This window comes from Taibaiella koreensis (assembly GCF_003545715.1).
In the GTDB taxonomy this organism is placed as follows: domain Bacteria; phylum Bacteroidota; class Bacteroidia; order Chitinophagales; family Chitinophagaceae; genus Taibaiella; species Taibaiella koreensis.
Map to the genome: position 1 here is coordinate 215,106 of NZ_QVNU01000001.1, position 25,364 is coordinate 240,469.

The 25,364-nt window shown below is 49.7% G+C and carries 23 protein-coding genes and 2 riboswitches; of the genes, 13 read left to right on the top strand and 10 right to left on the bottom strand.

Going from position 1 to position 25,364, the window contains the following annotated elements; all coding sequences use genetic code 11:
* Positions 1-44 precede the first annotated feature (44 nt).
* From DZK30_RS00930 to DZK30_RS00965, 8 genes are all read left to right on the top strand, one after another.
* Positions 45-437 (top strand): peptide chain release factor-like protein, encoded by a 393-nt coding sequence (locus DZK30_RS00930; protein WP_118972206.1) that lies wholly within the window; start codon positions 45-47, stop codon positions 435-437.
* A 276-nt stretch (positions 438-713) separates the two neighbouring features.
* Positions 714-1,919, top strand: a complete 1,206-nt coding sequence (gene spt, locus DZK30_RS00935; RefSeq protein ID WP_118972207.1) for a serine palmitoyltransferase — start codon at positions 714-716, stop codon at positions 1,917-1,919.
* Between the two features lie 141 nt (positions 1,920-2,060).
* Positions 2,061-3,191: a hypothetical protein gene (locus DZK30_RS00940; protein ID WP_118972208.1), complete on the top strand. Its 1,131-nt coding sequence runs from the start codon at positions 2,061-2,063 to the stop codon at positions 3,189-3,191.
* Between the two features lie 56 nt (positions 3,192-3,247).
* On the top strand, positions 3,248-4,249 hold the full coding sequence (locus DZK30_RS00945; RefSeq protein WP_118972209.1) for an NAD-dependent epimerase/dehydratase family protein: 1,002 nt from the start codon (positions 3,248-3,250) through the stop codon (positions 4,247-4,249).
* Positions 4,250-4,406: 157 nt separating this feature from the next.
* On the top strand, positions 4,407-5,732 hold the full coding sequence (locus DZK30_RS00950) for an inositol-3-phosphate synthase (protein WP_118972210.1): 1,326 nt from the start codon (positions 4,407-4,409) through the stop codon (positions 5,730-5,732).
* Positions 5,733-5,761: 29 nt separating this feature from the next.
* Positions 5,762-6,217 (top strand): phosphatidylglycerophosphatase A family protein, encoded by a 456-nt coding sequence (locus DZK30_RS00955; RefSeq protein WP_118972211.1) that lies wholly within the window; start codon positions 5,762-5,764, stop codon positions 6,215-6,217.
* A 28-nt stretch (positions 6,218-6,245) separates the two neighbouring features.
* Complete coding sequence (locus tag DZK30_RS00960; protein ID WP_162902740.1) at positions 6,246-6,635, top strand: GtrA family protein; 390 nt, start codon at positions 6,246-6,248, stop codon at positions 6,633-6,635.
* The gene (locus DZK30_RS00965) at positions 6,625-9,174 is read left to right on the top strand and encodes a DUF5686 and carboxypeptidase-like regulatory domain-containing protein (RefSeq protein ID WP_118972213.1); all 2,550 of its coding nucleotides are present in this window, start codon (positions 6,625-6,627) and stop codon (positions 9,172-9,174) included. The genes DZK30_RS00960 and DZK30_RS00965 overlap by 11 nt, the downstream gene beginning before the upstream one ends.
* Positions 9,175-9,188: 14 nt before the next feature.
* Here DZK30_RS00965 and DZK30_RS00970 read toward each other — a convergent pair whose 3' ends face one another.
* Positions 9,189-9,572 (bottom strand): acyl-CoA thioesterase, encoded by a 384-nt coding sequence (locus DZK30_RS00970; RefSeq protein WP_118972214.1) that lies wholly within the window; start codon positions 9,570-9,572, stop codon positions 9,189-9,191.
* The gene (locus DZK30_RS00975; RefSeq protein ID WP_118972215.1) at positions 9,569-9,811 is read right to left on the bottom strand and encodes a cysteine-rich CWC family protein; all 243 of its coding nucleotides are present in this window, start codon (positions 9,809-9,811) and stop codon (positions 9,569-9,571) included. Before DZK30_RS00975 ends, DZK30_RS00970 begins: the two co-directional genes overlap by 4 nt.
* Positions 9,812-10,034: 223 nt before the next feature.
* Positions 10,035-10,176, bottom strand: a riboswitch (cobalamin riboswitch).
* A gap of 870 nt (positions 10,177-11,046) precedes the next feature.
* Here DZK30_RS00975 and DZK30_RS00980 point away from each other — a divergent pair.
* On the top strand, positions 11,047-11,643 hold the full coding sequence (locus DZK30_RS00980) for a TetR/AcrR family transcriptional regulator (RefSeq protein WP_118972216.1): 597 nt from the start codon (positions 11,047-11,049) through the stop codon (positions 11,641-11,643).
* Between the two features lie 49 nt (positions 11,644-11,692).
* Positions 11,693-12,190, top strand: a complete 498-nt coding sequence (locus tag DZK30_RS00985) for an acyl-CoA thioesterase (protein WP_118972217.1) — start codon at positions 11,693-11,695, stop codon at positions 12,188-12,190.
* Positions 12,191-12,299: 109 nt separating this feature from the next.
* Here DZK30_RS00985 and DZK30_RS00990 read toward each other — a convergent pair whose 3' ends face one another.
* The 5 genes from DZK30_RS00990 to DZK30_RS01010 form a co-directional block, all read right to left on the bottom strand.
* Positions 12,300-14,660 carry a ribonucleoside-diphosphate reductase subunit alpha gene (locus tag DZK30_RS00990; RefSeq protein ID WP_118972218.1) on the bottom strand — a complete coding sequence of 787 codons (2,361 nt, stop codon included), beginning with the start codon at positions 14,658-14,660 and terminating at the stop codon, positions 12,300-12,302.
* A gap of 59 nt (positions 14,661-14,719) precedes the next feature.
* Complete coding sequence (locus DZK30_RS00995) at positions 14,720-15,070, bottom strand: four helix bundle protein (RefSeq protein ID WP_118972219.1); 351 nt, start codon at positions 15,068-15,070, stop codon at positions 14,720-14,722.
* A gap of 101 nt (positions 15,071-15,171) precedes the next feature.
* Entirely contained in the window at positions 15,172-16,146 is a 975-nt protein-coding gene (locus tag DZK30_RS01000) for a ribonucleoside-diphosphate reductase small subunit (RefSeq protein WP_118973359.1), read from the bottom strand.
* Positions 16,147-16,274: 128 nt separating this feature from the next.
* A riboswitch (cobalamin riboswitch) is annotated at positions 16,275-16,490 on the bottom strand.
* Between the two features lie 63 nt (positions 16,491-16,553).
* Positions 16,554-16,943: a hypothetical protein gene (locus tag DZK30_RS01005; RefSeq protein WP_118972220.1), complete on the bottom strand. Its 390-nt coding sequence runs from the start codon at positions 16,941-16,943 to the stop codon at positions 16,554-16,556.
* A gap of 132 nt (positions 16,944-17,075) precedes the next feature.
* Positions 17,076-18,899, bottom strand: a complete 1,824-nt coding sequence (locus DZK30_RS01010) for a T9SS type A sorting domain-containing protein (protein ID WP_118972221.1) — start codon at positions 18,897-18,899, stop codon at positions 17,076-17,078.
* A 139-nt stretch (positions 18,900-19,038) separates the two neighbouring features.
* Between DZK30_RS01010 and DZK30_RS01015 the strand changes: the two genes are divergently transcribed.
* Positions 19,039-20,460: a sensor histidine kinase gene (locus DZK30_RS01015; RefSeq protein WP_118972222.1), complete on the top strand. Its 1,422-nt coding sequence runs from the start codon at positions 19,039-19,041 to the stop codon at positions 20,458-20,460.
* A gap of 5 nt (positions 20,461-20,465) precedes the next feature.
* On the top strand, positions 20,466-21,155 hold the full coding sequence (locus tag DZK30_RS01020; protein WP_118972223.1) for a response regulator transcription factor: 690 nt from the start codon (positions 20,466-20,468) through the stop codon (positions 21,153-21,155).
* A 25-nt stretch (positions 21,156-21,180) separates the two neighbouring features.
* Here DZK30_RS01020 and DZK30_RS01025 read toward each other — a convergent pair whose 3' ends face one another.
* The 3 genes from DZK30_RS01025 to DZK30_RS01035 all read right to left on the bottom strand — a co-directional run bounded on the left by DZK30_RS01025 (position 21,181) and on the right by DZK30_RS01035 (position 24,374).
* A complete protein-coding gene (locus DZK30_RS01025; protein WP_118972224.1) occupies positions 21,181-22,587 on the bottom strand; it encodes an NAD(P)(+) transhydrogenase (Re/Si-specific) subunit beta in 1,407 nt (468 codons plus the stop codon).
* Positions 22,588-22,896: 309 nt separating this feature from the next.
* Entirely contained in the window at positions 22,897-23,211 is a 315-nt protein-coding gene (locus tag DZK30_RS01030) for an NAD(P) transhydrogenase subunit alpha (protein WP_118972225.1), read from the bottom strand.
* Between the two features lie 32 nt (positions 23,212-23,243).
* A complete protein-coding gene (locus DZK30_RS01035; protein ID WP_240432830.1) occupies positions 23,244-24,374 on the bottom strand; it encodes a Re/Si-specific NAD(P)(+) transhydrogenase subunit alpha in 1,131 nt (376 codons plus the stop codon).
* Between the two features lie 177 nt (positions 24,375-24,551).
* Here DZK30_RS01035 and DZK30_RS01040 point away from each other — a divergent pair, with 177 nt between their 5' ends.
* Positions 24,552-25,208: a CoA transferase subunit B gene (locus tag DZK30_RS01040; protein ID WP_118972226.1), complete on the top strand. Its 657-nt coding sequence runs from the start codon at positions 24,552-24,554 to the stop codon at positions 25,206-25,208.
* Positions 25,209-25,364: the final 156 nt, after the last annotated feature.

Here is a 25,364-nt window from a genome sequence, read left to right on the forward strand (position 1 = left end):
AGCTACCGGAGTCTGGTGGCTTTTGCCTATTAATAGAGAGGGTCATGATCGATTTTTCGAAGGAAATAGCTTTCCGTACGGCCCGCAGCGGCGGGAAAGGCGGCCAGAACGTGAACAAGGTGGAGACCATGGCGGAGGCGCTTTGGGAGATCGGCAGCACTGCTTTCTTTACACCGGAGCAGCAAATGATGATCCGCGAAAAGCTGGCTGCCAGGATCAACGGTGAAGATTGGCTTATGGTAAGATCGAGCGAGGCGCGTACCCAGCTCGCCAATAAAAGAAGGGCTGTGGAAAAAATGTTGCTCCTGGTCAACCAGAGTATACAGAAGCCTAAAAAGCGGCTGGCCTCAAAGCCCTCTAAAGCGGTGCTTGAAAAGCGGTTGGAAATGAAGAAGCGATTGGCAGAGAAGAAATTATATAGAAGAAAAGATTGGTAATTTTTACATGGAAAGGACGGAAGCATAGGAAAGAAATGGAATTCAAAAGCATTAAATTTTCTTCATTAACTTCCGTTTAGTAAATTCTTAATGCGCTTTTTTGCCTTTAAACAAGTGTTTAATTTATTTTTGTACTTAATTTTTTAATTAGTTTTGGGAAACCGGCACCTAATGTATTGGTGTAGAAAATGGAAAAAACGCCGGCCCTACTTCCCAAAACAAAAAGGGAACACTAAATTAAATTTATATTAATTTAGCACCTTCAATTGGCCTTACATGCAGAAACGGTTACAACAGAAAGCAGCAAAGTATACCGCACCGGCGCAAGCTCGTGAGCAAGGTATCTACCCTTATTTCAGACCAATATCCTCGGGACAGGACACAGAAGTTTATATTAACGGTAAAAGGGTGTTAATGTTCGGTTCCAACTCTTATCTGGGTTTGACCAATCACCCCAAAATAACCGAGGCAGCGATCGCAGCCACCCGCAAATACGGTACAGGATGTGCCGGCTCCCGCTTTCTCAACGGAACACTCGATATACACGAAGAGCTTGAACGCCGCCTGGCTGCCTATGTAGGCAAAGAGGCCGCTGTTATATTCAGTACCGGCTTCCAGGTCAACCTGGGCGCCCTTTCCTGCCTCACCGGCCGCAACGATTACCTGATCCTCGACGAATACGATCACGCTTCTATTATCGACGGTAGCCGTCTTTCCTTCTCCAAAGTCATCAAATACGCCCATAACGATATGGCCGACCTGCGCAAGAAGCTGAGCCAGCTTCCGGAAGATGCGGTAAAGCTGATCGTAGTAGATGGTATTTTTAGCATGGAAGGGGATATCGTGAAGCTACCCGAAATGGTCGATATCGCCGATGAATTTGGCGCCAGCATTATGCTGGATGATGCGCATAGCTTCGGTGTCATTGGTGAAAAAGGCGCCGGTACGGCATCGCACTTCGGCCTTACCGACAGAGTCGATATTATTTCCGGTACTTTCAGCAAATCGCTGGCTTCTCTCGGCGGCTTCCTGGCTGCCGATAAGGCTGTGATCGAATTCCTGAAGCATCACGCCCGTTCCCTGATCTTCAGTGCCAGCATGACGCCGGCTTCCGCCGCCAGCGTACTGGCAGCACTCGATATTATCGAGTCGGAGCCCGAGCGTATCGAGCGGTTGTGGGCCAATACCCACTATGCTACCAAGCTGCTGCTGGACGAAGGCTTTGACCTTGGTCCTACAGAAACACCCATCATCCCCATTTACGTGCGGGACAATATCAAGACCTTTAACCTTACCTGTGGTCTGCAGGAACAAGGCGTGTTTGTAAACCCCGTGGTATCGCCTGCCGTACCGCCCGACAGCACCCTGATCCGCTTCTCACTGATGGCCACCCATACTTTTGCCCAGATCGAAGAAGCGCTGGGTAAGCTTACCAAGCTGGCCAAGGAGCTGAATATTGCTACGGTAAAAGAAAGAGTATAATTTGCTGCTTTGCAGATGATGATAATTAAGAACAGAACGCTGAAATGATCCATGACGGCGTTCTGTTTTTTTAGGACCGTCCCGGTCTGCAACCATACCAATTAACCAACCATTGATTAACGCGCTTACCATACGCACCCTATGATCAAAGTAGCTGCCATCCCATCCAAAGGAAAGGACCTAAGGGTCTTTATTGATTTTCCCCACGATCTGCACCGGGACGATCCGTACTACGTGCCGGAGCTTTTTATGGCCCAGCGCGACCTGCTGAATCCTGCCAAGCACCCCTTCTTTGAGCATGGACGCATGCAGCTGTTCCTGGCCTACAAAGATGGCAAGCTGTCGGGACGCGTAGCAGCTATTTTTAACGGTAACCACAACACCTTCAATAAAAGCAACGACGGTTTTTTCGGCTTCTTCGATTGCGTCGACGATCAGGAGGTGGCCAATGCCTTGCTGCAGGCGGCTGAAGGCTGGCTGCGCGACCAGGGGCTCTCTACGATGATAGGACCGGTCAACCCCTCTACCAACGAGGCTTGTGGCCTGCTGGTAGACGGTTTCGACAGCGCGCCCATGATCCTGATGCCGTATAACCCGCCCTACTATAAAAAATTGCTGGAGCAATACGGGCTCGCCAAGCAGGTGGATCTGGTGGCCTATGCCCTGTACGATACCGACCTGGGCGACAAGCCGGTGCGCCTGCAGGAAGCCTTGACGGCACGTTTGGCAACTAAAGGCATTACCATTCGTCCTTTCGACCTCAAGCATAACTTTAAGCGGGAGCTGGAGCAGTTTGGCAAAGTCTATAATGCTGCCTGGGACAAGAATATGGGCTTTGTACCGATGACCAAGGCGGAATTCGACTTTATGGGAAAAGACATGAAGCTGATTGCCGATACCGACTTTTGCCTGGCTGCCGAGCACAATGGCGAAGTGGTGGGTATAGCGCTTTGCCTGCCCGATATTAACCAGGTGCTGAAGAAGATCAAAAGAGGCCGCCTGTTTCCCACTGGTGTATTCCACTTCCTCTTGGGCCGTAAAAAGATCAATGCGCTGCGTATCCTGGCCTTGGGCGTACTGGAACCCTATCGTAAAATGGGGATCGAGGCCTGCTTCTATGCGACCATTATGAAGAAGGGTAGGGAAAAAGGATTCAACATGGCCGAAGCCTCCTGGATGCTGGAGCATAACGATCTTATGAATAGGGCGATAGAGCATATGCATGGCGTGCGGTATAAAACCTACCGGATTTTTGATAAGCAATTGTCTTAATGGCCGTTCCCGGCAGGGCGCTTGTGCCGTAAGAAGAGAAACCAAACAGAAAACGATTGGCAAAACAGGGCAAAATCTTCCTGACCGGAGCCTCCGGCTTCATTGGCTATCACCTGGTCGCCCAAGCAGTGGCCAGGGGCTTTGAAGTGGTGGCCGCTATACGCAGGAGCAGCCAGGTAAGCCACCTGGAAGGCTTCCCGGTGCGCTACATTTATCCCGATTTCAACGATATTGCCGCTTTGCGGCAAGAGCTGGTGGCGGGGCAATACGACTATATCATTCATCTGGCAGGCGCCATACGCGCCAGGGATCAGGAAGCGTTTAACCGTATCAATGCCGAACTGACCCGCAACCTGGCGCTTGCGGCGCTGCAGTCGGGCATTCCTTTGAAAAAATTTGTTTTCCTCAGCAGCCTGGCCGTCGTTGGCCCTGTAGCGTATGATAGCCCGGTACCCATTACGGAAGAGAAGCTATCGGAACCCATTACGGCTTACGGCCGCAGCAAGTTGCTGGCCGAGCAATACCTGTCGGAAATAAAAGAGTTGCCCCTGGTGACCCTGAGGCCTACTGTCGTGTACGGACCCCGCGAAAAGGATTTTTTTGTGATGCTACGCAGCCTGTCGAAGGGCTGGGAGCCTTATATAGGACGGCGCTGCCAATGGCTGAGCTTTGTTTATGTGACCGACCTGGTGAACCTTTGCCTTGATGTACTGTCGCAAGAAACGGAGCCTGGTATCACCTGCAATATCAGCGACGGAAACGTATATGCCAGGGAAGAAGTCGCGCAGATCATTAAAAAAATACTGGATCGCAAGACCTTCCGGTTCTATGTGCCTGTAGGGGTAGTGAGAGCCCTGGCTGTCCTTATAGAGCGGTTGTACCGCAACAGCGCCCGGTTGCCCCTGCTGTATCCGGAGCGGGTAGGCGAGATCACGGCGCCGAACTGGAATGTGAGCATTGAAAAAGCGCGGGCCCACCTGGGTTATATACCCCGGTACTTCCTTGAGGAGGGATTGACGCAAAGCCTGGCCTGGTATCGTGAGCAGAAATGGTTGTGAGCCAATGAAATCGTTGAGACTGGCAACGAACGAAAATGAACCAATTGAAAAAATTAATTAAACGTTTGTTTAAATTACTTAATTGTTACTATCTTTGCGGCATTAAGTTGCATTTTAGTCAAGCATTTCTACAATTTTACATACAAAACAGAATACAATGGATTATCAAATCGAAGCAGCAAAAGGTAAGCTGGGTGTGCTGATACCCGGTATGGGCGCTGTAGCCACTACCTTTATTGCCGGTGTGGAAGCGACAAAAAAAGGTATTGCCAAGCCGATTGGCTCCCTGACCCAGCTGGGTAATATCCGCCTGGGCAAGCGTACCGAGAACCGTTATCCCAAGATCAAAGACTTTGTACCCCTGGCAGGTCTGGAAGACATCGTTTTTGGCGGATGGGACGTATACAATGATAATGTTTATGAAGCCGCTTCGAATGCCAAAGTATTGCAGCAGCACCAGCTGGATGCGATCAAAGCTGAGCTGGAGCAGATCAAGCCGATGCCGGCGGTATTCGACCATGAATACGTGAAAAACCTGGATGGCACCCATATCAAGGCAAAGGATACCAAATACAACTGGGCCCTGGCTTTGATGGAAGATATCCGCAACTTTAAGGAGCAGAACAATTGCGAACGCCTGGTGATGGTTTGGTGTGCTTCTACCGAGAAATATATCGAGCCAACTGATATCCATAACGATATCGCCTTGTTTGAAGAAGCCATGAAGAACGATGACCCGCGTATCGCACCCAGCATGGTCTATGCCTATGCTGCGATCAAGATGGGCGTTCCTTTTGCCAATGGCGCTCCCAATCTCTCCTGTGATATTCCCGCCCTGGTAGAGCTGTCCAAAGAGCTGAATGTGGCTATTGCCGGTAAAGACTTCAAAACCGGGCAGACCCTGATGAAGACCATCGTGGCTCCCGGTCTGGCGGCACGCGCCCTGGGCGTGAACGGCTGGTTCTCCAGCAATATCCTGGGTAACCGCGACGGCCTGGTGCTGGACGATCCCGACAACTTCAAGACCAAAGAGGTATCCAAGCTGAGCGTACTGGAAGAAATTTTCCAGCCGGAGCAGAATCCCGAATTGTATGGCGAGCTGTACCACAAGGTGCGCATCAACTATTATCCCCCTCACGGCGACAATAAGGAAAGCTGGGACAACATCGACATCTTCGGATGGATGGGTTATCCTATGCAGATCAAGATCAACTTCCTGTGCCGCGATTCTATCCTGGCAGCGCCTATTGTGCTTGACCTGGCCCTGTTCATGGACCTGGCCCAGCGCGCCAATATGAGCGGTATCCAGGAATGGCTGTCATTCTACTTCAAGTCGCCGCAGACCGCCGAAGGCCTGAAGCCGGAACATGACATTTTCAAGCAATTGATCAAGCTGCAGAATACGCTGCGTCACATTATGGGTGAAGACCTCATCACGCACCTGGGCCTCGACTACTACCAGGACCTGGTAGAGGCGCTGTAACCAAGGTGATAGCACAACCCGCTTCATCAATGAAATGGATCGCATCTATTTTTGGAATAGGATATATACGCAAAGGCGGTGGTACTGTTGCTGCCGCCTTTGCTGCATTTATATGGTGGCTCCTGTTCCGTGACCATGGCGCCTTATGGGCATGGCAAATAGCGCTTACCGTGGCCACTACCCTGCTGGGCGTATGGGCCGGCAATGTAGTCGAGAAAGACTGGGGCAAAGACAGCTACCGTGTCGTGATCGACGAAGTGGCCGGTATGTTCATCAGTGTGCTGTTTATCCCTGTGGATTGGCGGTGGCTGCTCATCGGCTTTGTCCTGTTCCGCTTTTTTGATATCGCCAAGCCGCTGTTTATCCGCAGGATGGAAGCATTCAAAGGCGGTTGGGGTGTGATGCTCGACGATGTGTTGGCTGGCGTGTATGCCAATATCATCCTGCAGGTCATCGTCGTTCTTTTTAATAATTGTTGTTTTTAAACATCCCGGACAACCGGTTATCTCGGGAATGCGTACTTTTTTAAAAGCACAGGCCTCCTCCCTGATAGCAACGGGAGTCGATTTTGGGGTCACTTTTATCTGCAAGCAACTACTCGGGTGGTTCTTTGCCGCCAGCGTGATCGGCAATATCTGTGGCGGAATTACCAATTTCTTGCTAGGCAGGAACTGGGTTTTTTCGTCTAAGACAAACAAGGCAGGCTGGCAGGCGTTAAAATACATTGTCGTATGGGCCGGTAATCTCCTGCTTAATGCCGGCGGAGTGTACGTGTTCACCGAAATCATCAAACTAGAGGACTGGATATCCAAGATCATCATATCCTTACTCGTAGGCATAGGTTATAATTATGTACTTCAGAAATTTTTCGTTTTCAGAAAGCAGCAGGAGCATGGGGCTTAAAATAAGTAGATGGCTGGGGCTGGTATTGGTACTGCTTATTGCCGTACAGGTACCGGGCTGGGCGCAAACCATAGTACGGGGTACGGTAAAGGATGCTGTTTCAGGCGATCCGATGCCGTTCGTGAGTGTGGCGATCAAAGGAACTACCTCCGGCACGACTACCGATGTGCAGGGCAATTACGAGCTGCAGACCACCGAACAGGCCGGCAAAATACAATTTACTTTCCTGGGCTATCTTACCGAGACCCGTGAGATAGCCATCGGCCAGACGCAGACGATCAATATATCGCTCAAAGAAAGCAACAAGACCCTGGATGAGGTGGTGATCAAACCGAAAAAGGAAAAATACCGCAATAAGAACAACCCCGCAGTAGAGCTGATTCGCAGGGTGATTGAGCATAAGAAGCAGAACCGTATGGAACATTACGATTACGTTTCTTACCAGGAGTATGAAAAGATGCAGGTGGCCATCAACAACACGCCCGAAGCGATCAAGAAGAACTTCTTGTTCCGGAAATATAAGTTTGTACTCGACAATGTCGATACCACCAAGATCGCCGGCAAGGCATTGCTCCCGGTTTATCTCGAAGAAAATATCTCCCAGAAATATTTCCGTAAAAGCCCGGAAAAGAAAAAGGTGATCGTAACGGCGACCAAGCGGATCAATTTCGACGAGCGTTACATCAATAATGAAAGTATTACCACTTACCTGAAGCACCTGTACCAGGATGTGGACCTTTACGAGAACAATGTGTATGTGGTGACGAACTCGTTCCTGAGTCCCATTGCCGACATGTCGCCTACCTTTTACAAATTCTATATCACCGATACCGTTTCTGCCGACGGGATCAAGCTGGTAGAGCTGTCCCTGTTCCCCCGCAACAAGAACGATCTGCTCTTCCAGGGTAAGCTGTATATCACGCTCGATGGCAACTATGCGGTACAGAAAGCGGTATTGGGTGTGAGCAAAGATGTGAACCTCAACTGGGTTACCAGCCTGGATCTTACACTGGATTTTGAACGCAGCGCCGACGGCCGCTACCACCCTTCCAAAAGCAATCTGCTGGTGAATTTTGGCCTGTTCCAAGGCAAGAAAGGCCTTTTTGGCGAGCGCTCCGTTACGATCCGAAACTTCAATATGACCGATCGTATTGCAGATAGCGTATTCAAAGGACAGGAAACAGTAAGGGCCGACAGCTCGCTTAACCATACCAACGATTACTGGCTGCAGAACCGCCCCGATTCGCTTACGGCTGTGGAAGCGAATACGTACCGCAATATGGATAGCCTGAACAACATGAAGTCGTTCAAGACACTGATGTGGATCGGTACTACTTTCCTGGCTGGCTATAATGTGAACGGTCCCGTGGAAATAGGTCCGTTGAGTACCTTTTACAGCTTTAATCCGGTCGAAGGTTTCCGGCTGCGTTTTGGCGGCCGTACCACAACGCAGTTCAGCAAGCGTTTTTACACCGAGGCTTATGGCGCCTACGGCTTCAAAGACGAACGCTGGAAATTTTACCTCGGCGGTACCTATTCAATCAACAACAAAAGTATTTATACCTATCCGCTGAGTTATTTCAGGGCCAGCTTCCAGCGGGAAACGAGCATTCCCGGCCAGGACCTGCAATTTGTGCAGGAAGACAACCTGCTGCTTTCCTTCAAACGCGGAATCAACGATAAGTGGATGTACAACGACATCCTGCGCCTGGAATACGTGTACGAGTTCGGCGATCACATGAGTGTAAGGGCGCAGTACAAGAACCAGAAGCAGGAGGCTGCCGGCGGTCTTGACTTCATTTATTCCGATGCGGCGCTGAAGGATACCGTACGGTCGTTCCGCAATTCAGAATTCGGCGTGGAATGGCGCTGGGCGCCGCATGAGCAATTCTTCCAGCGCAAGCTGTACCGTACGCCTATTCCCAATCCTTATCCGATCATTACGGTGCGGTTCAATGCCGGTGTGAAAGGCTTCCTGGGTGGCGAATACAACTACCAGGCCATCAGGGGAAATATCTATAAGCGGTTCTATCTCTCTCAGCTCGGACTTGCCGATGTGATCGTGGGCGGCGGCTATATCTTTGGCAAGGTGCCTTATCCGTTGCTGGATATAGCCAAAGCTAACCAGACCTATGCTTACCAGCTGCAGGCTTACTCGCTGATGAACTTCCTTGAGTTTGTAAGCGACCGCTACGTAAACCTGAATATCGACTATCACATGTATGGCTTCATCTTTAACAAGATACCCTTGTTCAAGAAGCTGAAGCTGCGTGAGGTAGCAACTTTCAAGCTGCTGTATGGCGGCGTACGGGCTGAGAACCGCCCCACGAACGATCCAACCCTGTTCCGCTTCCCGGTAGACCAGTATGGCCGCACCACAACTTATTCGCTCGAGAAAGAGCCCTATATGGAGGTCAGTGTAGGGGTTGAAAATATCCTCAACCTGTTCCGGGTCGACCTGGTAAAACGCTTGTCTTACCTGGATCATCCTTATATCTCCGACCTGGGCATCCGTGCCAGGATCAACTTCGATTTCTAGATATACCTGCCTTGTCAGGCAATGCTCACCGGCCGTTTGTTTTCGTCTATGGCGACGAAAGTGAATGTGCCGGTGATCGCTTTTTCGCGGGTTGTCGAATACATTTCCTCGATAAAGATATCCACCTTCACCTTGAGGCTGGTGGTGCCAATATAGGTTACGCGGCCAATCAGCTCGATAATGGTACCGCCGGGGATCGGCATTTTAAAATCAATCTTATCTGAAGATACAGTCACCACCTTTTTACGGGTAAACCGTGTAGCGGCGATAAAAGCCACCTCATCCATCAGCTGCATAGCGGTACCGCCGAACAGGGTGTCGTAATGATTGGTATTGTTGGGGAAAACGGCTTTGAAAATACGGGTTTCTGAGTCCTGGATACGTTGTTCTAAGGTCATTGCTTTTGTATAGGAGGAATAATCTGGTTTACTTTTTCATTAAAGGCCTTTACCCGCATTTCATGCCGGATCTCCAGCAGGCACTTACGGCAGAGGCAATCGGCATAGCTTTGCGCGATATAGTCTTTTTCCGCCTCGTTGAAGCTGATACCGCTGCATTGGCACTCGTTTACAGTGCCCACCTTACATTCGAAGGGAGCATTGCAGCGCGGGCAGGATTTGGTTTCATGACAAGGCATACTGATGCAAAGGTAAGTGGTTAGGCGTAACAGGTTAACGGCAGGTAATGCGATTGCAACATGGTGCTGCTATTGCGTTTAAAAAATGATGAACTTGCTGTAATAAGCTTTGCGAAGCGGAGCATGGGGAAGACGGAAAAAGCAACAGCGGGAACAACGCCTGCGGACAGGCGTATGCCTGGCTTTATTTTCGTCGGCGCCATAGCTTCAGATCGCGAAAGCATGAACCATAACATAGCAGGCAAGTATCTGGCTCTCCTTTTGGGATTACAGTTGCGCGACAGCCCGTGAATTACACACGGTTCCTTTTTAAGTCCTTCAGGTAATTGCTTTACCAAAGGGCACCAGGCTATGAGAAAAAAAATAAGAACTGTATTGCCGGAGCAACGGGGCAAATATAGGAAGAAAGCGAAAACAATGTGGGTGATAAAAATCAAAATTCAAAAATCAAAAGTCAAAGACCAATGTCGTTTTTTAAGAAAGAAGTTATCTACAATATTTCAAAATTTCGTCCTGCGAAGGCAAACTCTTAAGTTAAAGAAATAGCGTTCATTTAAAGTATGCCAATGTCCTTTCTCAACAGAAAGAGGTCCTTCAATCGCAAGCTGCGCAAGCGTCGGATGCTAATGATAACTATTTAAGAGGCAGTAATTTTTTGCAGAAATTTTTGCCGGGCTTCGACTCCGCTCAGCCTGACAAAAATTTGATCGCAAGTTCGAGGAGGAACACCACAACACAAATGCTTTATATCGATGGTCACCCTGAGCGAAGTCGAAGGTTAAAGGAGCAGTTTAACGTTGGGTTACCAGCATGTCATTTTCTAATGACTGTATCAGGATGGCAATGGAGCGCTTACGAGATCGGATACTAAGCAAAAACATCGCATTGTCATGCCGAGGTCTGCGGGCGCCACCGAAGCATCTCAGTACCTTTGAACAATTGAAGACACTGATCCGAAAGGTGCAAATGATCAAGGTCGGTTGTTGGCTACCGGCATGTCCCTTTAGCGGGAAAATGCTTCTAAGCGAGGCATTTCACGCTGATTCTTTGTGCTCTTTGCGCACAGCTTAGCGCCCTTTGCGGTTATCTGTCTGGTGCGCAATGGGCAATCGGGTAGTCGGCAATTTCAAATATTAAACTCCAAGGTCCAAATCTCAATACTCAAATCTCAATACCCAATACTCAACGCCCAATATTTTTTTGAAAATAAGACCGATCGGTTTATATTTGTGTCCATGCTGACCAAATCAGAACGGACAAGACAATTGATCATCGAACGTGCTGCACCGGTATTTAACCGTAAAGGCTATGCCGGCACCTCGATGAGCGACATCCTGGAAGCAACCGGTCTGGCCAAAGGTGGGATCTACGGTAATTTTGAAAGCAAAGACGATATCGCCGCGGCCGCCTTCGACTATTCCTACCAGATGGTGCTGACAGCGGTAAGGGCCAGGGTGATGGCCGAAAGGACTGCTGCCGGCAAGTTGCAGGCAATATTTAAGTTTTATCATAACTATACGGTCAACTCCCTCTTCCCCGGCGGTTGCCCTGTGCTCAATACCGCAGTGGAGACAGACGATCAGCTGCCCTTTCTTAAACGGAAGGCGGCAGCTGCTATGCAGGAAATGCTGCAATCGCTGCAGTATATCATTCAAAAGGGGATCGACACCGGCGAATTCGATAACCGGTTGCATGCAGAAGAAGAGGCGATGCTCATCTACAGTATTATCGAAGGCGGTATTATGATGAGCAAGCTTTCTGACCAGCCAGGTGTCCTGAACAAGCTGTTGAAGCATTTAGGACGGGAAGTAAAGCAACGTTTTATGGTGTAATTTTTTTTATTCAATATTAGACCGATCGGTCTTTTTTAAATTATTTCTTATGGATAAGCATCCTTCTTCCGCTTATGTTATCCGCTTTGCCGATTGTGATCCTTTTGGTCACCTGAACAATGCACGCTACCTCGATTATTTTTTGCATGCCCGCGAGGAACACCTGGAGCAGGCTTACCAGCTGAACCTGGCTGATCACTACAAAAAGGGGCTCAGTTGGGTTGTCGGTGGTCACCAGGTCAGCTATCTGAAGCCCGCCGCCTACCGTGAGCGGGTATGCATCAGCAGCATGCTTATCGGTGCAGACGCCAATAGTCTGCTGGTGGAGATGATGATGACGGATGCTGCGCGGGCACAGCTGAAATCATTGCTCTGGACAAGATTCATTCCAGTGGATATACAGTCTGGCAAGCGGCGCGAGCATCCCGCTGACTTTATGACTTTTGCCCATTCTATAACGGTTGCCGGTATAGACGTTGCCGCTGGCTACGATCATCGACTGAAAGCCATATTGGCTTCCTTTAAAAAAGAGCTGCAGCAAACCTGAGCCGCTTCCATATCGTCGCTGCTGTTCTGTCTGGCAAAAAGAAAGTCCCCGGTACATGGCCGGGGACTTTCGGATGACCTTAGGTCGTCCTTATAACAAATCAAAAAACTCAGCTTCCGCAAGCCAGGCACTCGTCGCGGTTGTCGAGCGAGCAAGCGATGTCGCTTTGCTGCTGGGCCTGGGCTTCTACCTGCGGACGGTTTAAGGCGGCTACGTCGACGGTAAACTTGATCGCGTCGGCTGCTGCTTTGGTACGCAGGTAATACATACCGGTCTTGAGGCCCCTGCGCCATGCGTGGAAATGCATAGAGGTCAGTTTGGCAAAATTGGGCTGGTCTACAAACAGGTTCAGCGACTGCGACTGGCAGATGTAAGCGCCCCTGTCGGCAGCCATATCGATAATAGAACGTTGCTTGATCTCCCAAACGGTTTTGTAAATATCTTTCAGTTCCTGGGGCACTTCGGCGATGTTTTGTACAGAGCCGTTCTCGGCGATCAGCCTGTTCTTCATGCTGTCGTTCCATAAGCCAAGACCGATCAGGTCTTTCAGCAGGTGCTTGTTCACTACGGCAAATTCACCGGAGAGCACGCGGCGGTTATAAACATTGCTGGTATAAGGTTCAAAGCACTCGTTGTTGCCCAGGATCTGCGAGGTGGAAGCGGTAGGCATAGGCGCCAGCAGCAGGGAGTTGCGTACACCGTATTGCATGACATCCTTACGCAGACCTTCCCAATCCCAGCGGTCAGTAGGCGTTACATTCCACAGGTCAAACTGGAATTGACCTTCACTCAGCGGAGAGCCTTTGAACGTTTCATAAGCGCCGTCTTCCTTAGCCAGTTCCATAGACGCTTCCATAGCGCCGAAATAGATGGTCTCAAAAATATCACGGTTCAGCAGCGCGGCTTCATCACTTTCAAAAGGCAGGCGCAATAGCATAAAGGCATCTGCCAGGCCCTGTACACCAATACCGACGGGTCGGTGGCGCTTGTTGGAGTTTTCGGCCTCGGCCAAAGGATAGTAATTGCCATCGATCACCTTGTTCAGGTTCCGGGTTACGATCTTAGCGATCTCGTACAGCTTTTTAAAGTCGAAGGATTTGCCATCGACAAAGCGGGGCAGGGAGATCGAAGCCAGGTTACATACCGCTACTTCGTCGGGCGCTGTATACTCGATGATCTCGGTGCAGAGATTGGAGCATTTGATGGTACCCAGGTTCTTCTGGTTGGACTTCTGGTTGGCAGCATCCTTATACAGGATATAAGGGGTTCCGGTCTCGATCTGCGCTTCCAGTATGGCGTTCCAAAGCTCACGGGCGGGCAGGGTTTTCCTGGCTCGACCTTCTTGCTCATATTGGATATAGCGTTCTTCAAAGGCGGAGCCGTACAACTCTTCCAGGCCTTGCGCTTCATTGGGGCAGAAAAGGGCCCACTCGCCATTCTCTTCCACACGCCTCATAAACAGGTCGGAAACCCACAGGGCAGGGAAAAGGTCCCTGGCGCGCATTTCTTCTTTGCCATGGTTCTTACGCAGCTCGAGGAAGTCGAGGATATCGGCATGCCAGGTCTCCAGGTAAATGGCAAAGGCGCCTTTACGCTTGCCACCGCCCTGGTCTACATAACGAGCGGTATCGTTGAATACGCGCAGCATGGGGATAATACCATTGCTCACGCCGTTGGTACCTTTGATATAGCTGCCGGTAGCGCGGATATTGTGGATGTTGAGGCCAATGCCGCCGGCGCTCTGTGAGATCACCGCACAACGTTTCAATGTTTCAAAAATGCCGTCGATACTATCCTCTTTCATGCTCAGCAGGAAGCAGGAAGACATCTGCGCCTTAGGGGTGCCTGCGTTAAACAAAGTCGGTGTGGCATGCACAAACCACTTTTCACTCATCAGGTTGTATGTCTCGATAGCGGCGTCGATATCGTTCTTATGGATGCCGATAGCAACACGCATAAACATATGCTGGGGGCGTTCCGTGATCTGGCCATCGGTGCGCAGCAGGTAAGAGCGCTCGAGGGTCTTGAAGCCGAAATAATCGAAGTGGTAATCTCTTTCGTAAATGACAGCGGAGTCGATCCGGTCGGCATTCTCCTTCACGATCTCATACACTTCATCGGAGTACAGCGGTGCTTTTTCGTTTGTTTTCGGATCGATATAGTTATACAGGATGTCGGCTACCTCGGAAAATGATTTCCGGGTGTTTTTATGGAGGTTGCTTACAGCAATACGGGCGGCCAGCACGGCAAAGTCGGGATGCAGCGTCGTGAACGATGCTGAAGTTTCCGCAGCGAGGTTGTCCAGCTCGGTGGTCGTGACGTTATTATAAATACCCTGGATCACCTTTTTCGCGATCTCGATAATATCGTCGGAGCTCACCTGGAGGCCATAGCTCAGTTTCATGATCCGGGAGGTGATCTTGTCGAAGTGTACGGCTTCCGGCTTGCCGCTGCGTTTAATTACAAACATATATTGGAGGTATTTTAGTCGATTGGGGTTTTTGGATAGGGTTTGTTAGGTATTAGGTATTAGGTCAGGGATACTTTTAGTTTCCATAATTTGTTCAGTATCGCAGTTGCCTTCTCCGATAAGTTATTCGATGCTTCTTCTGGTATCATACCTAAGCGGCTGGCGATGATTAGCTGGGTTTCCACTTCGGCAATTGAACCGGAAGAAATGCCCAGAAAATGATAAAATTCCTTTGCTGTATTCCTGCATGCTCCTTCTGCAATGTTGGAAGCTACCGAAATAGCTGCCCGTCTTAATTGTGTCGTTAGTCCAAATTTTTCTTCTGATGGGGAATTTTTGGTAATTAGGTAAATCTCAACGGCAAAATCAACGGCATTTTGCCATACATCTAATTTCTTGTACTGATGCATAGACTTTTTGTTTTAGATAAGGTATGGAATACATCTTTCATAGTACACAGTACTCAATACCTAATACCTAATACGCAATACCTAATACTTTAACATAAGCATCAAAAATCTTCATCCAGGGAAAAAGAAGCGGAGCCTTTGTCTTTGTTGGCCACACCACTTTTTTGGTATTCGCCCACGCGCCGTTCAAAGAAATTGGTTTTGCCTTGCAGGGAGATCAGCTCCATGAAGTCAAAAGGATTAACGGCATTCCATATCTTGGAGCAACCGAGTGCAAGGAGCAGCCGGTCGGCCACAAATTCAATATACTGGCACATAAGCTCTGCGTTCATACCGATAAGCCTTACCGGGAGCGCATCGCTTACAAACTCTTTTTCTATCTCAACGGCATTCCGGATGATATCTTTCACCGTGGCTTCGGGCAGCGGATTGATGATGTGGCTTTGGTACAGCAGGCAGGCAAAATCGCAATGCAGGCCTTCGTCCCGGCTAATGAGTTCGTTGGAGAAAGTGAGACCAGGCATAAGGCCGCGTTTTTTCAGCCAGAAGATAGAGCAGAAGCTACCGGAGAAGAAGATGCCTTCCACGGCAGCAAAGGCGATCAGGCGCTCGGCAAAGGTACCCTGCTGTATCCAGCGCAGGGCCCATTCGGCTTTCTTCTGTACGCAGGGGATCGTGTCCACAGCGCGCAGGAGGCGGTCCTTTTCCGGGGCGTCTTTGATATAGGTATCGATAAGCAGGGAATACATTTCCGAGTGGATATTCTCGATCATGATCTGAAAGCCGTAGAAACAGCGGGCTTCGGGATATTGTACCTCCTGCAGGAAGTTAATGGCCAGGTTTTCGTTTACAATGCCATCGCTGGCCGCGAAAAAGGCCAGGATATGCGAAATGAAATAGCGTTCATCGGCATTGAGCTTATTGTTCCAGTCGTTGAGGTCGGGCGACAGGTCTACTTCTTCTGCTGTCCAGAAGCTGGCTTCCGCCTTCTTGTAAAATTGCCAGATATCATCGTGCTTGATAGGAAAAATGACAAAACGGTCTTTATTGTCTTCGAGTATAGGTTCGATCTGCATTTGCATTGATTTTTTTTAACCGGCTATAAGCTTCTGGAAAATCGCGGGGTCGGCAAAACGTTCCTGTTTTTTAAACCAAAGACAGGAAGACGACAAAGCACCGCTTTTCCTCCGAAAGCAAAAATGATTGATGTGAGTGTTGAGGCAGGTCTTCTGGCTTGTAGTTCTTTCTTTTTGCGCCTTCCCGTTCTAAAAAATATCAGTGGCCTATGCAAAACGATCATCCCGTTCAGGAGCTACTTACAGCTGCGGGGACAGCGCCGGCACTGCACCGGACTTCCCTTTTAATGAGACGTTTTCATCAAAAACGATGTGAAAACAAATCAACCTAACACTTGTACAAAGATGGTTCTGAAAAAAAGAAAAATGCATCGAAGATTTACACAGGGTGTGCATAACGTGGGAAACTATTTTTGGTCTTTCGCCCGGCTGCGCCTGGCGCGCCATTCCTCGAGCGTGGTACGGTCGCCACGCTCCAGATCTTCGATATAGATCATGTTATTGGCGAGGTCTACGTAAAAGTAGAAATGAGGCTGGAAACGGTTATTGCCCTGGTAGCCGGCCTCCACATGGTACATGGCCACCGCCGAATCGGGAGGCGTGATCCGGATAATAATGTTTTGCCTTCTGTTGGTCAGGGAATCATATACATGATCTTTTTCCCTCACTTCCGGCAGCGCCTCGATCAGGTTGCGTACCGAATCTTCTGCAGTAAGCACTACCTGCTGCCGCTGCTGTGCCTGGCAAAATGAGGTAGTGATAAAGGCGATGAAAAATAAACTATATAGCTTTTTCATATCTGTTTTAACAACCTGGGCGTTTTTTTGTTCACCGGCAATGCTGCCCGAACCGGCTCTGCGTAGCCACTAATAAAAAAGAGGTTGCCCCATAAATGGAGCAACCTCTTTAAAATGATATTTTCAGACGGTTTAGCGCGCGATCATGATCTTTTTGCCAGTCAGCGATTGGCCATCGGAGCATTGCAGCAGGTATATGCCATTGCTGAGCCCGTCGAGGTTGAGCGGGTACAGGCCCGAACGCACCTGTTTGAGCTGGTAGCTACGTATTTTTTTACCATTCACCTCATAAAGATCCATGGTCATATCGACAGCAGCAGGCAGGTTGATCTGAACAGTTACCTTACCATCCCGGCTGGGATTGGGATAAATGCCGATCGCGCTGCTCAATGTTTCGCCTGTACCACCGATACCCATAGGCGGTGGATTGGTGCCCAGGGAAGAGCAATCCGATTTTACCGGTTCGAGCCTTACGGCGCCGGTATTGACAGGATCGAGCCAGGGCTTCAGCTTGCGATTGGTGGCGCTGCCGTCGACGGTATAATCCCAATCGTAGGCAAACTTGCTGTAGAAGATCACATTGGCTGTACCGGTCACTGCTACGCCGGCGGCATTTTTCTTACAATTGGCCGGTACGCCGTAGTCGCCGGCTACAGAAGCAATACCCACCAGGTAACCGTCGCCGTCGAAGAGTCCGCTACCCGAAGAGCCGGAGGACACCAGGCCCGAATCGAGCTGCATGGCCCAATGGGTATCTTCCGGAGCGCTGGGCTGCAAAGGCGTGGATTCTATGCTTTGTGCGGAAGATACTTTTTTAACATCGCCGTTGGGATGATGAAAACCGATATATTTTTTTGGGGCAGCTACGGTAGAGGGAAGATTGGGGTTATTGTTCCAGCCGGCCAGGTTTACATTCCAGCCTGAAGGCAGGTTGCTCCTCAGCTCCAGCAGCAAGAAGTCGCCTTTGATATCGTTGGCAGAAGCTGAGGCGTTATAATTGGCCCTGGCAACGAAATTGGCGCCGGTAAGGGTATTGGATTCGGGTATGGCCGTGCCGGTACAGGTAGGCTGCTCAAAATTGAAGCGCAAGAGCAGTTGGTCAAAATGGGAAGAGGCGGTGCTATTCTCCTGGTCACAATGCGTCGCCGTAAGGACGTAGTGCTTGCAACTGGCGGTTGTATTGCCCGTATTATTAACCATAGTAGCGCTGCAGAGCCCGACGCCCTGGTTGCCTATGGGTATTACGGTCTGCAAGATGGCTTTGCGTTGTATCTGGTAGTTGGCGCCCAGGGGACAGACGGCATTGATCATACAGGCCGAAGACCTGCCGGCAAGCTGGTTGTCGACCTGGTCGATCTCGTGCAATTGACCGGGATCAATAGCAAAGCCGGCCAGGTAAGCAATATTCCTGAAGTAAACAGCCGACCGGTCGATGTGAAAACGAATGTTGTTGAGGTCGACGCCAGGCTCGATCTCCATCTGCAGGTTGACTATGTTGCCTTGTACAGCTTCATTGGCAAAGTACCCTGAAGGAGCATTGTTGTCGGCAGTATAGGCCCCCAGCATCTGGGTTTTAGCGGCATTGGTCACATAGTATTTTACACCTTTGGGTAGCTCAAATTTATCGTAGTACAGGCCGATGGCGGGCGCGCCGGCGATGCTGATCTGCGCCTGCCAGATGATGCTGCCGTCATCCTGCGTAAGCAATGTGCCCGATCCGGGAAAGGATATGTCGGAGGGAGTGAATAAACCAACGAGATAAGGTCGCGGCTTTCCGGCCGTCTCTTCCAGTTCCGCCTTTTTCAAGGTTGTCTGCCAGTCTGGTAAGGCATATTGCGATGTAGGCACATAACGATCTGCCTGGCGCGGCGTAAGGGGCACGCCGCCTTGTCCGATTTGTGCTGTTGCTGCATGCCCGGCAGCAACCAGCAGTAATCCGGATATTATTTTCTTCATGTCGGTTAAATTTTTAGCAAAAAAAAATAACCTGGAGCATAAACCAGACAAAAATCTGGACTCTTTTGTTAATTAGTGCTAAGCCATATGAAAAAGGATTGACATTCAGGTATCTTTGGTTGGTTGAAAACTGTATTGGATGCAACTGAAGCTTACCCGGCTGGTCTGGATTACGTGTATTGCGCTGCTGGGCATTGTCGCCTTGCAGGTCTTCTGGTTGTTCCGGGCTTATGAGGAGCAGGAGGAAAAGCTGCTAAGCGCCGCCAACGCCGTGATGCTGCAGACCCATATCAGGACAGGTGTCAATGCAAGTCTGAACCGGTCCATACAATCATTGGCTACGGATATGCTGGATAAGCTGGATCCGAAAGGTACGGATAAGGACACCATAGTGCTGCGGGGCATGGAGCATCATTCAGTGAGCAATATCCTGCCCGAAACACTGATCGCAGGCAGGGCCGAGATCAAGCAGCGCATTAAAGAGGTATTTGATGTGGACAATGCCGACCACAAAAGCTACACCCTCTCTGGTTATAAAGAGCAGCTGGAACAAAGCCTGAGGCAATTGGGACTTGATGCGCCTTTCGAACTGGCGCTTGTCGATGGCAACGGCGGGATCGTTGCCCATACTGGTACCAGGGAAAACTTTGAGCGGTCAGGGTTAAAAACAGAACTGACCTCGGCGATACCGGTAACACTCGGCCCCAGGCTGGAAGGCCGTATGCAGCTGGCGTTTCCCAAGGCTGGCTTTTACCTCCTCAAAGGTATGTGGGTAGTGCTGGTGCTCTCACTTTGCTTCATCGGTGTATGCGCCTTTTCCTTTTCCTACATGGTAGCTTTGTTCTATAAGCAAAAGAAGGAGGCGGAGATACGGACCGACTTCATGAACAATATGACGCATGAGCTGAAGACGCCTATTGCTTCTATCTCCGTAGCGTTGGAATTGCTCCAGGACCATTCGGTTACCGTTTCGGATGAAGTGAAGGATGAATATTTCAGCATAGCGGGCAATGAGCTAGGACGGTTGTCGGGGCTCATCGATAAGGTACTGCGGATGTCGGCCTTCGAAAGAACACAGATCAAGATCAGCAGGCAAACCTTTGAAGTCAAGGAATGGGTCGATACCGTGATGCATTCGGTAAGGCCGTTGGCCGAGGCCAACCAGGCTCATTTCCGTATTGCAATATACCCGGAGACCCTGGAGTTTGATGCCGACAAACAACAACTGAGCAGCGTGTTGCAAAATCTGCTGGAGAATGCGATCAAATACGCCGACAAGAACAAGCCGCGGCTCAATATCGAGGTCATTGCCGGTAGGCGCAATGGTAAAATGTACCTGCAGGTAAAGGATAACGGAAAGGGAATTCCGGAGCAGTACCAGGACCGCATCTTCGATAAGTTTTTCAGGGTGCCTACCGGCGATGAGCATGAGATCAAAGGCTATGGCCTGGGCCTCAGCTATGCCTGCGCTATTGTGAGGCTGCATCATGGCGATATCGTGATGGACAGCGAGCTGAAGAGAGGCACTACATTTACAATTACCTTACCCGAAAATGATTAAAACATATGGCGACAATATTGCTGGCAGAAGATGAGGTAATACTGGGCAAGCTGGTCAAGGAAGCCCTGGAACGCAAGTCCTTTGAGGTGTTGTGGGCAAAGGACGGGCAGGAAGCCTATGACCTGTTTTGCAGCAGGCAGCCCGATCTATGCATCCTGGATGTAATGATGCCCGCTATCAATGGATTTGTACTGGCCGAAATGATACGTACTTTATCGAAAGATATTCCCTTGCTTTTTCTTACAGCCCGTTCGGAAACAGATGATGTGGTAAGAGGATTTGAAGTAGGGGGCAACGATTACCTGAAAAAACCGTTCAGCCTCGAAGAGCTGATGTTGCGTATTAAAGAGTTGCTGCGGCGCAACAGCCAGCCGGCGACGACCCAAACATCGGAACATTACCAGATCGGTAAATACAGCTTTAGTCCCGTCACCCAGATACTGCGTTCAGATGAGGAAACATTTAAGTTGTCGTTCAAGGAATCGGAGCTGCTCAATGCGCTCATCGCCTACAAGAATTCACTGATGCCCCGCAAGGAAATATTGTTGCAGCTATGGGGCGACGATAGTTTTTTTCATAGCCGTACCATGGACGTGTACATTGCCAAGCTGCGCAAATACCTAAAGCACGACCCGGCCCTCTCTATCGTCAATATCCGCGGCTTCGGCTTTAAGCTTGTGGAGGAAAATCAGTAGCCGCGATCTTTTCACTATGCCCCGGTTACAGGTTCTTCAGTTCGCTGATCAGCTCCTGGAGCACTTTTTTAGCATCACCAAACAGCATCGAGGTCTTGGGCTTGAAAAACAGATCGTTCTCGATCCCCGCATAGCCGGGCTTCATACTGCGTTTGTTGACGATAATGTGCTCGGCTTGCTCTACCTCGAGAATAGGCATGCCGTATATGGGGCTTGAAGGATCTTCTTTGGCAGCAGGGTTTACCACGTCGTTGGCGCCCAGGATGAGCACGACATTGGTTGTCGGAAATTCCTGGTTGGCTTCTTCCATTTCCATCAACTTTTCATAGGGCACATCGGCCTCGGCCAGCAATACGTTCATATGCCCGGGCATACGGCCTGCTACCGGGTGGATACCATATTTTACTTCGACGCCTTTTTCTTCCAGCAGCTTCTCCAACTCATGACACGCGTGCTGCGCCTGCGCTACGGCAAGGCCATAGCCAGGTATGATGAATACCTTGCGGGCATAGGCCATCAATACAGCTGAGTCGTTTATGGATATTTCTTTATAATTACCTTGCTCTTTGCTGTCGCCGGCACTTGCCGTCTTATTGCCGCCCATAGCCCCGATGAGCACATTCTTCAACGAACGGTTCATTGCCTTACACATCATAATAGTGAGAATGGTACCCGCCGATCCTACAAGGATACCGCCGGTCAGCATTACGGGGTTATCGTACAGGAAGCCGCCACAGGCCGCTGCTACACCGGTGAAGGAGTTGAGCAGGGAGATCACCACCGGCATATCGGCGCCACCGATCGGCATCACGAAAAGGATACCGTATAAGGCGGCCAGCACTAGTGTCGCGTAGAATAGCATATGAGGGTTAATTCCGCCTCCCAGGAGCAATAAGATTGCCAGAACAACAATACCGCCCAGTAAGATGAAATTCAGTACCTGTCCGCCGGGAATACGGCGGTCCTTGATGCCGCCGTTGAGCTTGCCCCAGGCGATAATACTGCCGGCAAAAGATACGGTGCCGATAATCAGGCCCAGGATAATGATCAGCAAGATGCCTTTCCCGATGTTTTCTGTGCCGCCATGCAGCAGGTGATTGAATTCCACTACGGAAATGAGCATGGCGCAGGCGCCGCCCATACCATTGAACAGGCTCACCATTTCGGGCATAGCCGTCATCTTTACTTTCTTTGCCGCAAGCGTGCCCAAAACAGTACCTATGGCTAATCCTCCAAAGATCCAGCCATAGTTGCGCAAGGGCTGACCCGAATCGCCATGGTACAGGAATATAGTGGCAATGATCGCCATGGTCATACCGAAAGCCGCCACCAGGTTGCCTTTGCGTGCAGAGTCGGGATGCGACAGCATCTTCAGGCCTATGATGAAGGTAACAGAGCCAACCAGGTAGGAAAGTAAAAGAAGGGCATTCATGTTTCTAGTCCGGGATTTAAAGACCTATGTTTGAAAGATAAATTCTCATTAACGCAATGAAAAAATCAAAATGCAAAAATCAAAAACAAAGTAAATATGAACCGTGATTCGTAATTGGGAAATAGAAGAAGAACGCAAAAATTATAATTATCTGTTCCAATTACAATTAAGATAAAGACGGGTCTGCTATATCCAATTTGATATCTAACGTCTAATATCTAATGTCTAATGTCTAATGTCTAATGTCTAATATCTAACGTCTAATGTCTAATGTCTAATGTCTAGTGTCTAGTGTCTAATACCTACGAGTTATCTCGTTTTCTTTTTCCGGAACATCTCCAGCATCCTGTCGGTAACCACAAAGCCGCCCACTACATTTAATGTGCCCAGCACTACGGCGAGGAACCCAAGGACGAGCGCCAGGTAATTGTCGGCTTCGGCCTGTCCCATAATAATAATGGCGCCAATCACGACCACGCCATGTATGGCGTTGGCCCCACTCATCAGCGGTGTATGCAGCACCGACGGCACCCGGCCGATGATCTCCACACCCAGGAAAATAGAAAGGATCACGATGGTGATCTTGTCATAATGTTCACTAAAGAAAGCAATGATCTGATCCATATAAGTGAATGTTTAATCTTAAATGAGGCAATTTATCCGGCAATCAGCTGGGCTACCCTTTCGTTGACGATCTTGCCATCGTGGGTAATGCAGCAGCCCTGCACCAGGTCGTCCTGGAAATTCAGGTTCAGCTGCCCTTCATTATCTAGGATCAGCTTCATAAAATTCTGGATGTTTTTACTGTACAGCTTGCTCGCATCTGCCGGAGCAGTTGTATGTAAGGCGGAATGTCCGATAATGGTAACCCCGTGTTCGGTTACGGTTTCATTGTTTTTGGTATATTCCGTATTGCCACCGGTTACGGCCGCGAGATCAATGATCACAGAACCGCCTTTCATGGCCGCGATCATTTCTTTGGTGATCAGTATGGGAGCTGTTCTGCCAGGTATCTGCGCCGTTGTAATGATCACGTCTGCTTTCGCCGCATGCTCGGCAATTTTGGCCTTTTGCTTTTGCTTGAAATCATCCGATTGTTCTACTGCGTAGCCACCGGCTTTACTCGCATCCGCTGCGCCTTCCACTTCCACAAACTTCGCGCCCAGGCTCATCACTTCTTCTTTAACTGCCGGCCGGGTATCAAACACCTCAACCACAGCGCCCAATCTCCGGGCTGTAGCAATGGCTTGCAGACCGGCTACTCCGGCGCCCAATATCAGTACCTTGGCGGGAGGGATGCTCCCGGCAGCGGTCATGAACATAGGAAAGTAGCGTGGATAAACATTGGCGGCCAGTAGCACGGCCTTATAGCCGGCAATATTGGCCTGGGAGCTGAGCACATCCATGGCCTGGGCCCTGGTGGTACGGGGCAAGGTGTCCATACTGAAGACGGTAAGACCTTTTGCTGCCCAATCCTTCATCTTTGCTGCCGCAAACAGAGGTTGATAAACGCCCAGCAGAATACAGCCTGCGCGTAACGCCGCGATCTCCTGCGCTGCCGGTTCATTAATGCTCAGCAGGATGTCGGCGCGGGAAAGAATTGCAGCCCTGTCGGCCAGCTGCGCGCCTGCCTGCTCGTATTGCTGGTCAGCATAAAAGGCCCTGGCGCCGGCGCCATATTCTGTAAGTACGGTAAGCTTATTTTTGACAAAAATTGCTGCTATATCCGGTACGAGCGATACGCGCGGGTCGTATTCGGGCTCTTTCAATACACCTATTACCAGCATGAAGTAGGAATGTTTTAAGTGATGAGCAATTGAAAACACAATATAAGCATTTGGACAAGGAAAGCAAATTTTTTTGAACGGTATATGCCTAATATTAAATTGTTGCGGTGAAAAGCAATTGGGGGAAATTTCCTTACTTTGTGCGGCATAAAAATTACAATGCTGTAAACAGATTATATGGCTCTAGATAAAAATCAGATCGCAAAAAGGATATCCAGGGAACTGAAAGATGGAATGTATGTCAACCTGGGCATTGGTATTCCTACATTGGTGGCGAATTTTGTACCGGAAGATATCGAGATCGAGCTGCAAAGCGAAAATGGCATGCTGGGCATAGGTCCTTTTCCTACTGAAGAGGAAGTAGACGCCGACCTTATCAATGCAGGAAAGCAAACGGTAACCCTGCGTACCGGCGGTAGCTATTTCGATAGCGCATTAAGCTTTGGTATGATCAGGGCGGGTAAAGTAGATATTACGGTGCTGGGCGCCATGGAAATAGCCGATAATGGCGATATCGCCAACTGGAAGGTGCCGGGTAAGATGGTGAAAGGCATGGGCGGTGCAATGGATCTTGTCGCGTCTGCCAAGAATATTATCGTTGCGATGCAGCATACCGACAAGGCAGGCAATTCCAAATTACTGGCGGAGTGTACACTGCCCATTACCGGTCTGAAGTGTGTGAAGAAAGTTGTGACAGACCTGGGTGTGTTTGAGATCACGCCGGAGGGCTTCCTGTGTACGGAGTATGCGCCGGGTGTGAGCCTCGATGAGATCAAGGCAAAGACAGCCGGAAGACTGCGGATATCGGATCAGGTGAAGGAAGTGGAACTATAAACAGAAAAAAGCGAAAAATAATTGGAACGCCCGGCCGAACAGCCGGGCTTTTTTATAAGGCGATTATGAAAATCACCCCTTTGGGGTGACGTCGAAAAGCGCTATGGTAAAGCATTTCACCCGGTTGGGGTTATGGTAGTGGAAGTCGCTTCCGCT

What these genes read in the sequence shown, in the direction of transcription:
- DZK30_RS00990 (WP_118972218.1), bottom strand. Translation starts at nt 14,660, where the DNA reads ATGTTTGTAATTAAACGCAGCGGCAAGCCGGAAGCCGTACACTTCGAC.
- DZK30_RS01035 (WP_240432830.1), bottom strand. Translation starts at nt 24,374, where the DNA reads ATGCTGGTAATAGGTGTATTGAAAGAGCCCGAATACGACCCGCGCGTA.
- DZK30_RS00980 (WP_118972216.1), top strand. Translation starts at nt 11,047, where the DNA reads ATGCTGACCAAATCAGAACGGACAAGACAATTGATCATCGAACGTGCT.
- DZK30_RS00975 (WP_118972215.1), bottom strand. Translation starts at nt 9,811, where the DNA reads ATGCCTTGTCATGAAACCAAATCCTGCCCGCGCTGCAATGCTCCCTTC.
- DZK30_RS00995 (WP_118972219.1), bottom strand. Translation starts at nt 15,070, where the DNA reads ATGCATCAGTACAAGAAATTAGATGTATGGCAAAATGCCGTTGATTTT.
- DZK30_RS01000 (WP_118973359.1), bottom strand. Translation starts at nt 16,146, where the DNA reads ATGCAGATCGAACCTATACTCGAAGACAATAAAGACCGTTTTGTCATT.
- DZK30_RS01010 (WP_118972221.1), bottom strand. Translation starts at nt 18,899, where the DNA reads ATGAAGAAAATAATATCCGGATTACTGCTGGTTGCTGCCGGGCATGCA.
- DZK30_RS01030 (WP_118972225.1), bottom strand. Translation starts at nt 23,211, where the DNA reads ATGGATCAGATCATTGCTTTCTTTAGTGAACATTATGACAAGATCACC.
- DZK30_RS00985 (WP_118972217.1), top strand. Translation starts at nt 11,693, where the DNA reads ATGGATAAGCATCCTTCTTCCGCTTATGTTATCCGCTTTGCCGATTGT.
- DZK30_RS01020 (WP_118972223.1), top strand. Translation starts at nt 20,466, where the DNA reads ATGGCGACAATATTGCTGGCAGAAGATGAGGTAATACTGGGCAAGCTG.
- DZK30_RS00960 (WP_162902740.1), top strand. Translation starts at nt 6,246, where the DNA reads ATGCGTACTTTTTTAAAAGCACAGGCCTCCTCCCTGATAGCAACGGGA.
- DZK30_RS01040 (WP_118972226.1), top strand. Translation starts at nt 24,552, where the DNA reads ATGGCTCTAGATAAAAATCAGATCGCAAAAAGGATATCCAGGGAACTG.
- DZK30_RS00955 (WP_118972211.1), top strand. Translation starts at nt 5,762, where the DNA reads ATGAAATGGATCGCATCTATTTTTGGAATAGGATATATACGCAAAGGC.
- DZK30_RS00940 (WP_118972208.1), top strand. Translation starts at nt 2,061, where the DNA reads ATGATCAAAGTAGCTGCCATCCCATCCAAAGGAAAGGACCTAAGGGTC.
- DZK30_RS00950 (WP_118972210.1), top strand. Translation starts at nt 4,407, where the DNA reads ATGGATTATCAAATCGAAGCAGCAAAAGGTAAGCTGGGTGTGCTGATA.
- DZK30_RS01005 (WP_118972220.1), bottom strand. Translation starts at nt 16,943, where the DNA reads ATGAAAAAGCTATATAGTTTATTTTTCATCGCCTTTATCACTACCTCA.
- spt (WP_118972207.1), top strand. Translation starts at nt 714, where the DNA reads ATGCAGAAACGGTTACAACAGAAAGCAGCAAAGTATACCGCACCGGCG.
- DZK30_RS00965 (WP_118972213.1), top strand. Translation starts at nt 6,625, where the DNA reads ATGGGGCTTAAAATAAGTAGATGGCTGGGGCTGGTATTGGTACTGCTT.
- DZK30_RS01015 (WP_118972222.1), top strand. Translation starts at nt 19,039, where the DNA reads ATGCAACTGAAGCTTACCCGGCTGGTCTGGATTACGTGTATTGCGCTG.
- DZK30_RS00930 (WP_118972206.1), top strand. Translation starts at nt 45, where the DNA reads ATGATCGATTTTTCGAAGGAAATAGCTTTCCGTACGGCCCGCAGCGGC.
- DZK30_RS01025 (WP_118972224.1), bottom strand. Translation starts at nt 22,587, where the DNA reads ATGAATGCCCTTCTTTTACTTTCCTACCTGGTTGGCTCTGTTACCTTC.
- DZK30_RS00970 (WP_118972214.1), bottom strand. Translation starts at nt 9,572, where the DNA reads ATGACCTTAGAACAACGTATCCAGGACTCAGAAACCCGTATTTTCAAA.